General features: G+C 42.4%; 8 protein-coding genes. All 8 read left to right on the top strand.

Going from position 1 to position 15,259, the window contains the following annotated elements:
* The first annotated feature begins 72 nt into the window (after positions 1–72).
* The 8 genes from FC47_RS01900 (at position 73) to FC47_RS01865 (ending at position 15,139) form a co-directional block, all read left to right on the top strand.
* Positions 73–1,257 (top strand): DMT family transporter, encoded by a 1,185-nt coding sequence (locus FC47_RS01900; protein WP_056967682.1) that lies wholly within the window; start codon positions 73–75, stop codon positions 1,255–1,257.
* 136 nt (positions 1,258–1,393) lie between these two features.
* On the top strand, positions 1,394–2,947 hold the full coding sequence (locus tag FC47_RS01895; protein WP_155519127.1) for a hypothetical protein: 1,554 nt from the start codon (positions 1,394–1,396) through the stop codon (positions 2,945–2,947).
* Positions 2,947–4,953 (top strand): hypothetical protein, encoded by a 2,007-nt coding sequence (locus FC47_RS01890; protein ID WP_056967679.1) that lies wholly within the window; start codon positions 2,947–2,949, stop codon positions 4,951–4,953. The genes FC47_RS01895 and FC47_RS01890 overlap by 1 nt, the downstream gene beginning before the upstream one ends.
* The gene (locus FC47_RS01885; RefSeq protein WP_056967677.1) at positions 4,953–6,677 is read left to right on the top strand and encodes a hypothetical protein; all 1,725 of its coding nucleotides are present in this window, start codon (positions 4,953–4,955) and stop codon (positions 6,675–6,677) included. The genes FC47_RS01890 and FC47_RS01885 overlap by 1 nt, the downstream gene beginning before the upstream one ends.
* Before the next feature lie 338 nt (positions 6,678–7,015).
* On the top strand, positions 7,016–8,971 hold the full coding sequence (locus FC47_RS01880; protein WP_056967675.1) for a site-specific DNA-methyltransferase: 1,956 nt from the start codon (positions 7,016–7,018) through the stop codon (positions 8,969–8,971).
* Position 8,972: 1 nt separating this feature from the next.
* Positions 8,973–11,987 (top strand): type III restriction-modification system endonuclease, encoded by a 3,015-nt coding sequence (locus FC47_RS01875; protein WP_056967673.1) that lies wholly within the window; start codon positions 8,973–8,975, stop codon positions 11,985–11,987.
* A complete protein-coding gene (locus FC47_RS01870) occupies positions 11,971–13,260 on the top strand; it encodes a hypothetical protein (RefSeq protein WP_056967671.1) in 1,290 nt (429 codons plus the stop codon). Before FC47_RS01875 ends, FC47_RS01870 begins: the two co-directional genes overlap by 17 nt.
* Positions 13,244–15,139 (top strand): DEAD/DEAH box helicase, encoded by a 1,896-nt coding sequence (locus FC47_RS01865; protein ID WP_056967669.1) that lies wholly within the window; start codon positions 13,244–13,246, stop codon positions 15,137–15,139. Before FC47_RS01870 ends, FC47_RS01865 begins: the two co-directional genes overlap by 17 nt.
* Positions 15,140–15,259: the final 120 nt, after the last annotated feature.

Genomic DNA, 15,259 nt, shown 5'->3' with positions numbered 1-15,259 from the left:
ACGATTAATTTGTTAAAGTTATAGATGCTGTTTTAACAAATAGTTTCAATAAGTGTATTTGGGAGGATATTTATGGATAAACTATACTTTTCGGGGAAAGATACAGTTGATTTCGCGTTAGCATTATTACTAACTCAAATAATCTTTTGGACTTTAATGAAGTTTATTAAAAGTGATCATATTAAAGCAAAATTGCCAGCATGGTACAACGTGATTCTTTCAGTGATGTTATTTATCACCGGCAATTTTTTCTGGTATGTCAGCGATGTCAGAACTTTAGCAATCTTTCTGTTCATCATCACCCTGACAATCACTTTGCTAGGTTTCAAATTTAAAGCAATTGTCGATAAGAATATCTCTAATTGGGCTGTTGGAATCACTTTAATTATAGCTGGGATCTTAATTATTTATAACTACAGCGTAAACCTATATATCGAATTTATCGTCATTGGTATTTTATGGTTGTTGGCTACCATTAAATGGCCATCATATAAATTAGGAAAATTGTCTTCAAAGTCTATCTTGGGTATTGTTACCTTAGTTCTCGGAATCTTTTGCGCTGTATTAGGCAGCTATTATTATGATGAAACCGCACATATCCAAACAGACAATTATTCAGTTACTTTAGGCAAACAGTCAGCTTGGGTCAGCGGATATGCTACTCCTAATTCAAAGATTCATACCTATTTAGACGGTAAAGAAGAAACACCTGCAGAAAAGTCTGATGCAGATGGCTATTTTGAATTTGAAGTAAATGTTCCTGGTAAATGGACAGTAAAAGTTACCAAGGATGGCAAAACCGTATCAGATTACACGATCGTCAAAAAATCTGCTGCATGGAAAAAGCACCAAGCTAAGATTGAAGCCAAGGAAGCTAAAAATAACTTCATGGATTACTATGCTGATGCATATGAAGCTTTAGACAATGTCGGTGTCGATGAATACAATACTTGGCTCGATGAGAACAGCAATGGAGAAGGAGGATACATTGACGACACCTTGGATGCAGTCCAAAATCAAGATAAAAAGGATGTTCAAGATGCAGTTGCCGATATTATCTTAATCCAAGCTAGCCTTGAAAAAATCAAAAATGCAGATGATTCTGACTATGCTGCTTATCACCAATATTATTCCGATATTAAGAGATTACAATCCGTGGTTATCAACCCGCCAGCCGGTGACATTGACAACTTTGGGAACCTTTTTGAAGAGTACCGCACTAACGTAGACAATAATCTGACCGAAATGGGAAATTAGCCTTGCTTTTATGTAGCCCTGTTACAGCTCAACAGCTTTTGAACTGTAACAGGGCTATTTTAATTGAAACATTTTAAGCGCTCTCATGTGTTAAAATTAAACTTATCATTTACTTCATTAAAAAGTTGGGGATCTTATGAGTTTAAATCATGTCAGTTATTGGGAAAATAGGGACTGGCATCGTATCAGCGCCATGGAAGCTGCTAAAAAATCAAATGGTCATCCTATCAAAGCTAATGAGCAAAAACTGCTATGCGATCTTTGCAGCCACTTTATTAGTCTCTGTGTCGGCAAGAAAATAAGTCCTTATTTCAGGCATAGTAGAGGCGACTTCGATAAACGCTGTCCGGAAAGAACCGTGCCTGACTCTGAAAGTTCACCTTTCAGTATTCCTAAGCATTTTGCTGGTCTCAGGATCGTTATCGATAAGAATCAGCATTTTCACTTTGAACTGTTAATTCCAAAGGCAGCTAATCCTGAGCTGTCTAAAAACAAGCGACTGAACGTTTACCATAACAATCATCATAAAGTTACTCAAGTTAAAGTAGACGCCAATTCTTTTTTAACCAAAGTCAATTTGGGTAACACTATTGATAATAGTTATGCTGTTTATAACGATTCATCAGGCAATGCCAAACAAATCGCCAATTTTCAAATTCCTAAATTAAATTGTCTTATCTTTAGGGAAAGTGACGGCATGCGGATCAGCCTTGGCAGTGAATTAAATCCTAATAATGAATATCTCGTTTTAACCAGAGGCGATTTTAAGTATTTCGGAATCCAAAAACAAAGGTTGGCCCGCTCCAACGGTTGGAATTTATATCGAATCGGTTTTAGTACTAACGTTAATTTAGAGACAGTCAATGATTTTTTTCATATGGAAACCATTGACAATGAACCAGTTGGCTATCGTATCACTAGAAATACTGCTGGTATTGATTTAATCTGGCCGGAGCATTTTAAAACCAAAGAAGGCATTAACTATCTGGGCAATACTCTTTACCTTTATAAACATGGTCAGGGTTGGCTTGACCATGCTCCAAAAACTGAATCGCACCAATCTTTTGATGCCGAAGCGTTCTTGCAGTCATTCGAAGATTCACAGCTGCTTGCTTTAAAAGCGGGAGACGATGGGATGGTCGTTGCTTATGGTCGCAGTCTTATCGATATTGCAAACTATAAGCAGTTTATTCCCAGCTCAACAGTTGCTGATGATGAAGATCGCAAGCTATTACTCAAGCCCTATACAAAAAATAATCATCTTTACGTCAAACCCGCATATAACGCTACTTTAAAACAATATGTCGACAAATTTGAAATCAAGACTAGTTTTCTTGCAGCCAACAAGGAATATCCTCTGCCTGAATTACAAGCTGGTACCAGTCTTAAAATCTACTATGGTGCCGATTGCGTATTTTCAAAGCATGCCAGTATTCCTAATCATGAATCGCCAAAACTGGCATCATCATCCAATATTAAAAATAAATATGATGATGCAGGCCTACTCAATTTATTACGGCAACAAACTGGTGATAGCAGACCTTTCGTCATTGTCGCTAACCAACTAAAACAAGCATTAAAGCATTATCCAAACACTTATGCCTGGGTATGCGCACAAGCCCGGCAAAAAGCCATCAACATTAAGGCTTTCAATATTTTAAACAAAATCGTTAATGGAGAAGATTACTAATGGGAATTGAAACTCTTGGAACATCATTATTTTTGATCGATTATTCAGATAAGAACAAATTATTTGCCTATCGTAAAGCTGATTTAAATGAAGATTCTGGCAGATTTGAAGTAGCTGATAACACCGATCCTACAGCGATTGATCTTAACATCAATCCAAAAATTGCCGCTAATTTTAAAAAATACAGCAAAACTTATATTTTGTGTGAGCTGGACTTATACAACTCTAATTACGAATTGCATAAAGGAACCGAAAAATTACCGGTTGCCATTCAAAAAAGTCGTTTTTCTACCCCGCAAGAAATCATCTATAAACTCAGATCATCTGGTCTCTACATAGTTCAGCCCAACTACAACGTCTTGATTTTAACCAACCCAGCAAAAAATGGATCAGTACAAGGACTATATGTTGATATTAAAAATGATACTTATTTAATAGACAGCCAGCATAATTATCGTCTCAGATCCTATAACTACACACTTAAAAAATATAGTTTTGATTCAATGGATTCACTTTACAAATATTCCTACAAGGTGGCGGAACCTGAAAATGGCCAAAATCCTTTCTATCTAACCAGCCAAGAAAGTCTTGCAAAATATTCAACAGATGTATCATCCATTATATCCGCAGACCTTAATAATGTTGTCCGTGCGGAAATTCTTAAGCGGCTTAAAAATCACACCTCAAAAGCCGACCTCTACTCCCAAAACTTAAAACTGCTACGGTCTTATCTAAATGATCTTGACGAGAATGAATGGACTGATGATTTGGCTAAAAAGTTTCATTGCGACGTTGATAAAATCAATGAAGTCTATGAAGAAATCTTTCAAAATGCGGAGTACCTTGCCGCTGGTAATGACGAGGATATGGCTAACCTCAAGTACACAATTAAAAACAATGAGTCAATTCGTCAAGTAGCCATCAACGAAATTGAAGACGAATGGAAAAAACAAAACGACTCTAAAGCAAAACAACTAGAAAAACTAACAAAAGATATTAGTTCACTCAGCACCAATAAAACTGAGCTTACCAAACAAATTGAGGAGCTGACGGCTAAAAAAGAAAAGCTCGAGTCACAACAGCAATTAGCTGACGATGTTGAAGCAAAAGTCAAGGAACGAATTGAAAAAGCTCGTAAAAATGCTGCCGACTTTATTGCTGAAATGGCCTTTAATCAAGCAGCGACTCCAAAGATCAATTCTGTCAGCCATCCCTATCATTTGGCAATCTCGCCATTTAGTCCCATTAAGTTTAATGTTGACCCACAAACGGCACCTGTTGAGACTACCAATGCAAAAGATGTATATAATGCACTTAAAAACACCTTAGAGCCAATGATCAACAATCATAGCCTTCTCAGCGAACTAACCGCGTATCTCTATGTACTTCACAATCAAAATCGTCCTCTTTTATTAATTGGTGACGATGCACTTGATATCGCTCAACTAGCTGCATTACTTTTAACGGGTCAACCAGCAACGCAGATTGAATGCACCGGTAATTTTTCCGCAGCCGTCTGTCAAGAACTGCAAAACATTGAATCACCAGTCATTGTTTTAAATAATCTAATCGGCAGTGCCTGGCTTTCGCATATCAACTCATTAGTACACTTGCCAAACAAATGGCTCATACTAACAGAAAGTTTTACTGATGATTTGAATTTAGCGCCACTAGGACTATATAATTTTGCCGCGCCGATTTTCACCGATGTTTTTGAGCTGCAGTCATCCAAGTTGTCAGTGACCCCCGCAATTGATCAAAGCGCCCATTTTTACCAATTTAACTATCCTCCCCTTGCCGATCTCAAAGGCATCAACAAATCGATGCGAAATCATATCGAAGAAGAAACTGCCTGGATAACCAAAGTTCTAAACGGGCGTGATGCTTACCTGCCGCTATTTGGATATATCTATGCAAGCGGTAAAAAACATTTGCTTAGCAAGCTGTTGAATAAAATTGATACGCCAACTGCCCATCACTTAATTAAATTCCAGGAGCTTGACTGATGGCTGAAATTTCAAAAAAATCCCTGCTGCAACATATTGAAACCGATCTGAACATTCGCGCGCTTAATAATACTAATTCACAAGTCAGACGCCCCGGTTTATATCAAGCAATGGTCGTTTTTAGTGCTACGGCTCGCCAGATGCTTTTTATCCTATCCCAAAGTCAGCAAGGTATTCTTAAGGAAGATTTAATTGATGCAACCGTTAAATTCATCAAGTCTTTTGAAAGCATCAATCAAAACTTTGATCGGCCATCATATAATAAAATCTTCGCAACTACTCCAGTCAAGATTGCCAATTATATTTTCAATCGATTCCTCAATAATGGATTCTTTTTAAGCAACACCAGAAATGGTAGTACTTCCTATTTTCCGGCGCCTACAAGAACAGCTGTGTTTAAGCAGAGACTTTTTATTCGTTCCTCGTGCTTAGCTAGCTTTCATCCATCAATATCGGGAGCAGGCATTTATCAAAAATCTAAAAATCCTAATACGGGTAATGCAAGAACCATCTTCGGCCTGCCAAACTACACCGTGCAGGATTTTGCTACAGTGATTAATTCAAAAAACGATCAATGGATTCGCAATACTTGGGATTCAAATCATAATTCAGCTTTACCAATCATAAATGACGAACTATCAAAACAAATCGACATTATCGTCGAGCAAGGTGAAAATCGGCTACGGGTCTATCCACAAGATGCTTCCAATCCAATCATTGCCTACAATCTTGACTATGTTTGCTGGGCGTTATCTACGGCACTTAACTCGAAAAATTATGAATTAAAACAGAAGAAACTCTCTAATAAAAGCAAATTACACAAGCTTTTAAACAGGAAAATGATGATTTTTGAGTTGCCCAACCAGCTTCCCGACCAAGAACAAGAACTGCTCAAATTATATTCATGGCCAATGTTTTTAATAAATGATGCTGTCCAGCAAAACATCTACATGATCGATTTGGCAATTTATCACCAGCTGCATGATTTAATTTATGGCACCGCCCAAACAGAAGCCAGCCAAGCTGCTGTCAAATCTTCAAAATCCAGTCAGCTTAAATCAGCCAAGAGCACCACTGCTCGGCCAGTTGCAAAATCCAATCAAAAACCATCTGACACAACACCAAAATCAGTCCAAGCAGCAAAACTTCCTACAGATATGGAAAAAAGAGACTTGCAAAAATTACGAGATCGGCTGGATTCAGAATATCTCCGTTTCGTACAATCATTTTCAAAAGCTAAAAAAGATGCCTTTGATATGGTCATTCCGCACCTTTGCACACTAAACGCTCCTGCTATGAAAAAGGTTTTTGAGCAATCAGACTATCACTTTATCGGGTTTGATATCGGTCGTGCCGGCGCCAGCAATTCTAAACAATATTGCCTATGCAACACTAACTACACTTGGGGAGTTGTCATTGCTAAAGATAAGACCCAACAGTATGTGAATATCGAGCATCTTAGTACCCATGGCATTCTTTCCTTTGAAAACTATGTAAAAGCTGAAAAAATCGTCAACAAAATGAAGAGCGGTCTGATTGAAATTGCCCAAAAATCTGGCACCAATGATTATTGGACACGCCCCTACACAAACGCAATGCTTGCCTACGAGAAAACGCAGCCGGCCCTATATCAATACCTACAGTCGTTAAGAGCAAACCAGCTGCCAGCCCCGGTTGAAATTGACAATGAACTTAAAAATATGTATAAAAAATCTAATTATTGATTTTGTTAATCGCAGAGCCCAAAAAAGAAGTGCCTTTATGAAGTCACCTCTTTTTTGGGCTTTAGACCTTTTATAGGCAGCAAGAACTGTTAAAATAGTTATGATACGCGTTTACAAACAACGCATCCATACTAGAAATATATTAAAAGAGGACAGAGATATGACTCAACTCAACTCAACTCAACTCAACTCAACTCAACTCAACTCAACTCAACTCACGCTGATTATGTAGATCAACGTTTTTTTGTCAAGCTGTTTTATAAGGGATTTCTAGCCTTTTTTGCTAGAAGTCTCTTTTTTAATGCCATTTTCTTCGCTGCAGCAAAGGAGGTGGCATAGTGGAAACCGACAACCAACGATTCAATGCCACCATGCAACCCAATTCTGCCTTTTTGGCTGAACTCAAAGAAAAGCTGCCCGAATTCTTTACGCGGGAAAATTCTTTTGATCTGGAAAAATTCCAAGCAGCTTTAAAAGAAAAGAACGTTTCAGAACAGAGCGAAGGCTATCAGCTGAACTTTATCGGCAAAGACTATGCCCGCCGTCAAGCAGGTGAGATGCCAACTACGGTGATCGTTCCCGATGAAGACCAAAATAGCGGTGCGGGCAAGAACAGCCAAAATCTCTTTTTCACTGGCGATAATCTTGAAGTACTGCGTCATCTGCAAAACAACTATCAGAACAAGATTGACGTTATCTATATCGATCCGCCTTATAACACCGGCAGCGATGGCTTCGTCTACCCTGACAGCTTTGAATATTCCGATGACAGGCTTAAAGAAATGTTTGGCATGAATGATGATCAAGTTGCTCGATTAAAGAGTATTCAAGGTAAGGCAAGTCATTCCGCCTGGCTGACATTTATGTATCCAAGATTGGCGCTAGCAAAAAGACTGCTATCTAATACAGGGGTAGTATTTATTTCAATTGATGAAAATGAATATTCAAATTTAATAGAAATCTTAAACGAACTATTCGGAGAACAAAATTATAGAAACACGCTTCTTGTTCGTCGCCGAGTAAAGTCACTAAATCAACAGTTTTCCGAAAAGGGGTTACAATCTTTTAACGTTGGAGCAGAATATGTTCTTGTATTTTCTAAAAATGAGAACTTTTCATTCAAGCCACTAAGGGTTGAAAAAACAAAAGCTCCTGAAAAAGGCACTTGGAATGTCTTTTGGTCAGGAGCAGATAGGCCTAGCATGCGATATCCGGTTTTAGGATTCACACCAACTACAGGACAATGGCGCTGGCAAAAAAGTTTAGCAGATAAGGCTATCAATAATTACAAAAAATATATTGAATACTTTTCAGACACTATGACTATTGATGAATATTGGAAAAGAACAGGAGAAAAGCTTCGATTTATACGAAGAATCCCTAATGGTACGGGGAAAAATGGTGGTGTCCAATACTATGTAGGCCCACGAAATACAAGTTTAAGAACTTCTTTATGGACTGATTTAGAAGTAGGACAAATTTCCAAAACATTTAACCTTCCATTTAGCAATCCGAAAAACATTAGATTAATTAAAGAAATTCTAAGTTCAGTTTCTAACAAAAATTCAACAGTCCTTGATTTCTTTGCTGGTTCTTCCACCACTGCCGATGCTGTCATGCAGCTTAATGCCGAAGATGGCGGACACCGTAAATTCATCATGGTGCAGCTGCCCGAAAAAACCTATCATACCAACAGTGACGGTTCTGAAGTGCCGACTAAAGGTGGGAAGGCCGCCTATGAAGCAGGTTTCCGCTCCATTGACGAAATCTCACGGGAACGCATCCGGCGCGCTGCTGCTAAGATCAAAGCCGACAATGAATTGACCCTCCCCGCCGACTTTGATGGCAGCTTTAAGCACTATCGCGTCGTTAAGCCAAACCGGATTGCATTGGAGCGAATTGAGGAATTTAAGCCAGATACCGATGAATTGGTGCTGGATACCGTTGACTCATTCTCCAGTCAGACTTTAGGCGTGGCCGGCAACGCCAGCGGCGAACAGACAGTTTTAGCAACGTGGCTGGCTAAAGATGGCTATCCATTTGATGTTGACGTCCAAAAAATCGATCTGGCTGGCTATCAAGGCAATCTGATCGAAAACAATCGTCTCTATCTAATTCGTGAAGGCTGGAGCAGCAAGTGTACTGAAAAACTGTTGAACCTGCTGGGCACGCATGCATTAAACCTGCAGGCCGTCGTAATTTTCGGCTACTCGTTTAATCTGAACGACCTCCGTGAACTGGAAAACGGCTTAAAGCAGCTTGATGGCAACGTCAGCTTGATCAAGAGGTACTAACATGAAGATTCAACTTGAAATCCTACCTCACCAAACCGCGGCACTGAAAGCCATCGACCAGGCCTTTCAGGGAATGGACACGTATGCGAACGATCCGGATGCCAACTACATCTACGCTAATCCGCTGGTCAAATATCGCTATCAGGAAAGAGCCAATATTGACGTCAAAATGGAAACTGGGACAGGGAAAACCTTTGTCTACACGCGCTTGATGTACGAGCTGCACCAAAAATACGGCCTCTTTAAGTTTGTGATTGCCGTCCCCAGCCCCAGCATCAAAGAAGGAACCAAAAGCTTTATCACCAGCGACTATGCCAAGCAGTACTTCAGCCAGTTCTTTGAAAATACGCAGGTGCAGCTAAACGTCATCAATGCTGGTGACTTCAAGGCCAAGTCGGGGCGGCGCAACTTCCCGGCCCAGCTGATGGAATTTGTCGAAAGCACGCGGCAAAACGCCAACCAAATTCAAGTCCTGCTGATCAACGCCGGCATGCTGCACTCCAAGTCAATGCACCGCGACGACTATGACCAAACGCTTCTAGGCGGCGAGACATCCCCCGCCAAGGCAATTGCCGCCACCCGCCCTATCGTAATTATCGATGAGCCGCACCGTTTTCCCCGCGGCAAGAAGTTTTATGCCGACATTGAGGAATTAAAACCGCAGCTGATCTATCGTTTTGGGGCTACTTTTCCTGAGATTACGACAGGACGCGGCAAAAACAAGACTACCAAAATTGATTATTACCGAGGCCGGCCGCAATATGATCTCAACGCCATTGACAGCTTCAATCAAGGACTGGTTAAGGGCATTGACGTTGACTATCCAGACATGTCTGAGCAGCAGGCCAGCGCTCGTTATCAAGTCAAGGCCGCTAAACCTAAGGAACTGATTCTGACGCGCAACGGTAAGGAGCATCGGATTGGCATCGGCGAAAATCTGGCAGACGTCGATCTAGGCTTTGCCGGCAATATCACCTATGAAGGCGGCACTGACCGTGAGCTTTCCAATGGGTTGGCACTGGCTAAGGACATGGAACTGATTCCTGGCACGTTTGCGGAATCATATCAAGATGAGATTCTTAATCAGGCCCTGGAATATCATTTCGCGGCTGAACAGCAGAACTTTTTGCGCCCCGAATCTGAAGCCAACGCCCCCCGCATCAAAACACTGTCATTATTCTTTATCGACAGTATCAGCAGTCTGCGGGGCGAAAACAACAGCAAGGGCTGGCTGGCCACGCACTTTGAAAAGCTGCTCAAAGCCAAGCTGGTCAAACTGATTGATAAATATGACCTGGCTCTCAACGATCGCGAGCGCCAGTATCATGACTTCCTGCAAGCGACCCTGGCCAGTCTGCAGTCAGAACATCAAGACGTTTACGCTGGTTACTTCAGTGAAGACCGCAACAGTTCTGATGATGACATTCAAGCCGAAGTCGACGATATCTTGAAAAACAAGGAAAAACTGCTGAGCTTTAAAGATGAACAAGGCAACTGGCTGACCCGCCGCTTCTTATTCTCCAAGTGGACACTGCGGGAAGGCTGGGACAATCCCAACGCCTTTGTAATTGCCAAGCTGCGCACCTCGGGATCTGACATCAGCAAGATTCAAGAAGTTGGTCGAGGCTTGCGGCTGCCAGTTGATGAAACCGGCCATCGCCTAACGCAGGATGAATGGCCCAGCCGCCTTTCATTTTTGATTGGCTATGACGAAAAAGACTTCGCGGCCAAGCTGGTGGGCGAAATCAACACGGATACGCCAATCAAGCTGAATCATGACGAACTTACAGACGAAATGGTCAAACTGATCGTCAAGGCCAAGCAGCAGACCAATCCAAAGCTGGATCCAAAGTCAACCGCTAATGAAATCGTCAATAATCTGGGTCAGCATGAAGTCATCGATTTTAATCGCAACTTTAAAGCCAAAGTGGCGCTGAATGGCAAAACCATGTCGGGCTATGAGGCTTTCCTGCAGCTCTACCCTGAAGTCGAGCATCAGACTATGGTCGCTAAAGATCGTGTCCGCAACCTCAAAAAGCGGCACGCCAGCACCAAGGTCAAGCTGCGCAAGGAAAACTGGAATCAGCTCAAGGATCTTTGGCAGCAGCTCTCAAAACGGCAGATGGTCAAATTTGACGATTCGATCAATCAGCTGGCCGAAGACGTGGCTCGCAACGTGTTCAGCGACCCTGACAAGAAAATCTTCGTCCTCGATCAGCCGCAGATCATTCATCAGACCATCAGTACCAATGCAGAAGGCGCCAAACTGCAGGAAACGCAGCAGGATTATCGCGCCGCCTATCGCACCATGAAGTATGGCAGTTTTCTTAAACAGCTCACTTTGCAGACTGATCTGCCGGTTCCCCTGCTCCATCGCTTAATGACCAATGCCATGCGCGACCAGTTGAGCAACGATCCCAACTACATCAATGAAAAGACGCTTAATAACCTAATCAAGACGTTCAATCGCAACTTCAACGAACGGATTCGGACACAGTATTCCTACGTTCCCCTAAAGTTTTCGGCGTCAACTTCAATCTATGATGCTCAAAAACAGGAATTCGTTGACGAGCTGCCGGCTGATCTGTTGGGCGTCTACTCAGCCGATGCCGTCGCCGATCCCAAATATCTTTATGATCGGCCGCCGCTGCGCTATGACAGTACCGATCCCGAACTGATGATTCTTAGACGAACCTATAGTAATCAGATCACCGTCTTTGGCAAGCTGCCGAAAAAAGCCATTAAGATTCCGCGCTTTGACAACGAAACCACAACCCCCGACTTCATTTTCAAGATCGATCAGGCAGACGGCCAAACCGTTTATGCCGTGATCGAGACCAAGGCCGAGAATATGCGACTGGGCGACGAGGAGATTCGCGTCATTCAACAAAAGTACTTTGACCAGCTCCGCGAATCCGGCGTTTATTATCGCATGGCCACTAGCGAAGATGAAGTTCATCAACTAATCAGAAAAATTGAAAATAAGGAGATTTCAACCGATGACGTCACTCATTGATCTAGAAAAAGCCGGCAAGATCGAAAAGACCGGCGCGACCGTCAAGCTGCCAACCAGGCTTAACAATCTGGGCAGCGAGAATATGGATGTCTATCGCATTCCGCTTAAGTATCTGTACTACAATGACAAAAATGGCCGCATCTCAACGGCAATTGCCGGATACCATGACGAACTCAATCCAGTCAACGATACAGTTGATCCAGCCTATAATGATTCCGTAGCCAAACTGATTGAACAAAACAATCCAGTCGCTTTAAAACGAACCCAAAAATCGATCCAAGAATCTGGACAGCGCATCTGCGGCTACGTACTTGAAGATGGTCGGATCGTTGATGGCAACCGACGCTACACTGCTTTGCGCAATCTGCAAAAGGCAACCGGTAAAACCTACTACTTTGAAGCGGTAATTTTGCCTTTCTCATATGACAACCAAACCGACCGCTCCAAGATCAAGAAACTCGAACTGGCAATTCAGATGGGCGTCGAAAAGCGCGAAGACTATGACCCAGTTGACCTAGCCGTTGACATCTACCAAACCACAACCGGCGATGATGCCATGATGACACTGGCCGATTATGTCAACGTTGCCAATATGAAGAAAAAAGAAGCCGAACGATACTATCAAGGTGCCGTTTACATGCGGAAATTTCTTAAGTTTATCGGTGCCGATGAAAACAACTATAACCTCATCAAAGAAAATCAAATCTGGTCGCCATTTTATGAAATGGGAAAATCACTGGCTAATAATTTCGGTGATGATGACGACTCACAGGTTCAAAAGAATGAAACCATGCATTCATACTTTGGCTTGATTTTACATGACCTTCATGTTGGGGTAAGCGGCACGCCAGCGCGGACTCATATGCGCGATTTCACCCAAAATATCGTTAAATCGCCTAATCTAAATGAATTCAACGATGAAGTCAGTGATGCCGTCGAAGATCTGACCGATACGCTGCAAGAATCGCCAATCAACAATACTACTGATTTGATGACTCAGCTGACTGAAGCCAACGACAACATCAGTGAGTTCGGTGATACCTATGACACCTACATGCGGGATGCCAAAAACGGCGAATCGGTCGAAAAATTCATCAAGAGCATCAAAGATTCCGTTAAATACTATGAAGATCTGAACAATAATGGCGGTTTGGCCGGCACCTTACGCTATGGTGAGATTAGTAGCGAGCAAATCAAAGAGCTGCAAGACTACATGCGTCACCTGAATATTTTAAGCAAGGAGCTTTTCAATAAGTATGCTGAGGAAAGATAATCCCACTATTATCAAAAACGAACAAGGCCAGTTTCAATTAATTGATGATCCCAGCCACACTTTGGAAACTCTACCAGCCAAGCGAGCACTGCAGGTTCTGGCTCCTTACTTTGCTGATCCTAAAAAAAGAATCTTCAAAACTGATTTAACCTATGTCAGTCTTCTTGCGTTGATCAAAAAGCTGAATCATCGTCTTCAGCGTAAAGGCCTGCCGGAAGTTATCGTCAGTTCTCAGGTTGATCAGTATATCCAGGCCAAGCAGTATCACATCAAGGAACAAAGTGAAGCTGGTCTGACCATTAAAAATCGGGATTCGCGCTGGCAGCCGGAATTTAACGCGTTCAAAAAGATCGTTGCCCAAGAGATCGCGCGGCCGCTAAAACCTGAACAGGAACGGGCCAGCTTCTTTTTAGCAATGATGAAAAAAGCAGCTAACTTCTCAGTTCCTGGCGCTGGCAAAACAGCCATGATGTATGGTACGTTTGCCTATCTTTCCAGTCCTGCGATCAATCAAGTCGATAGGCTGCTGGTGGTCTCGCCATTAAACGCTTTTGCGGCTTGGCGTACTGAATTTACTGCCGTTTTTGGCGCCAAAAGAAAACTGCACTACCTGAACCTGCGTGATCCACGACTGGTTAACGATCAAGGAGCCATCAAACGAGCCTGGCCGCGCGCCGATGTAGTCACGATCAACTATGAATCATTAAAGGGCAATCTGCGCGTCATCAATGAGCTGCTAGATTCCAGGACCATGCTGGTTTTCGATGAGGTTCACCGCATCAAGGGGATCAATGGTCAAAGAGCCAGGGCTGCCCTGCATTTGAATCAAGCTCCCTATTATCGCTACGTCTTAACGGGGACGCCGATTCCAAACGGTTTTCGCGACGTCTATAATTTCCTGCATTTAATGTATCCGGATGAATATAAATCGTTTTTTAACTGGAGCGTCAATGACCTTGAACGTATTGACGCCGACATCGTGAATCAAAAACTGGCTCCTTTTTTCTGGCGAACCAATAAAGAAGATCTGCACGTGCCTAAGCCAGATGACGATATTATTCAAGCCGTTGCGCCTTCGCTTGCTCAATCTAAGCTGGCTGAGGCAATCTATGAAAATGAAAATGGTACTCTGGCAACGTTTGTCCGCTTACTGCAGGCTTCGACCAATCCCGAGCTCTTGAAGTATAATCTCAATTATCGCGATTTGAATCTGTTGGACGCTGATTCAGCCAAATGGAGCCAGCATCAAAAGCGCCTGAGCAAAGAAAACATCAGCAGTGGTGAACCTTATCGGCAATACGATTTGGCCAGCATCCCCACGCCCAAGTTTGACTTAGGTATCAAGCTGATCCGCAAACTGACTGGACAAGGCAAAAAAGTCCTGGTCTGGGCAATGTTTATTGGCACAATGGAAAAAATTACCGCTGCGCTTAATCAACTCGGCATCCGCACCACACTGATCTATGGCGCGACACCCAAAGAAGAACGCGAAGGCTTAATCAATCAGTTTCGCAATGGCAATGTTCAAGTGCTGGTTACCAACCCCAACACGCTGGGCGAATCGATTTCTTTGCATCAGACCGTTCACGATGCGGTTTATTTTGAGTACAATTTCAATCTAACCTTCATGCTGCAATCGCGTGATCGAATCAATCGTCTGGGACTGCCGGATGGTCAATATACCAGATACTATTACCTCATGACTAAAGGTGATGTTGCTCATGCCGGCTTCATTGATGAAAGGGTCTATCGGCGGCTCAAAGAAAAAGAACAGATCATGCTTGAAGCCATCGATGGTCAGCTCTTGGTTCCTGAATATCTTGACGATTACTTGGATGAGGTTAAAGCCATCATCATCGAGCAGCGTCAACGAAAATGATCGGCTGGTTTTCGCGACTTAGCAAAAGCTTTTGCGGCTGCCACTTTGCATAGATAACCCTCACAAAGCATTACCATTGCGCCATTGTTTAGTTAACCAAAAATTGCTAAGCTAAAGCAA

The sequence above is a fragment of the Limosilactobacillus mucosae DSM 13345 genome, from assembly GCF_001436025.1.
In the GTDB taxonomy this organism is placed as follows: Bacteria; Bacillota; Bacilli; order Lactobacillales; family Lactobacillaceae; genus Limosilactobacillus; species Limosilactobacillus mucosae.
The sequence above is the reverse complement of the archived record's forward strand: the minus strand, read 5'-3'. Positions and strand labels throughout refer to the sequence as shown.

Excerpts from the sequence above, each read along its gene's own strand:
- FC47_RS01900 (WP_056967682.1), top strand. The coding sequence starts at position 73 with ATGGATAAACTATACTTTTCGGGGAAAGATACAGTTGATTTCGCGTTA.
- FC47_RS01895 (WP_155519127.1), top strand. The coding sequence starts at position 1,394 with ATGAGTTTAAATCATGTCAGTTATTGGGAAAATAGGGACTGGCATCGT.
- FC47_RS01890 (WP_056967679.1), top strand. The coding sequence starts at position 2,947 with ATGGGAATTGAAACTCTTGGAACATCATTATTTTTGATCGATTATTCA.
- FC47_RS01885 (WP_056967677.1), top strand. The coding sequence starts at position 4,953 with ATGGCTGAAATTTCAAAAAAATCCCTGCTGCAACATATTGAAACCGAT.
- FC47_RS01875 (WP_056967673.1), top strand. The coding sequence starts at position 8,973 with ATGAAGATTCAACTTGAAATCCTACCTCACCAAACCGCGGCACTGAAA.
- FC47_RS01870 (WP_056967671.1), top strand. The coding sequence starts at position 11,971 with ATGACGTCACTCATTGATCTAGAAAAAGCCGGCAAGATCGAAAAGACC.
- FC47_RS01865 (WP_056967669.1), top strand. The coding sequence starts at position 13,244 with ATGCTGAGGAAAGATAATCCCACTATTATCAAAAACGAACAAGGCCAG.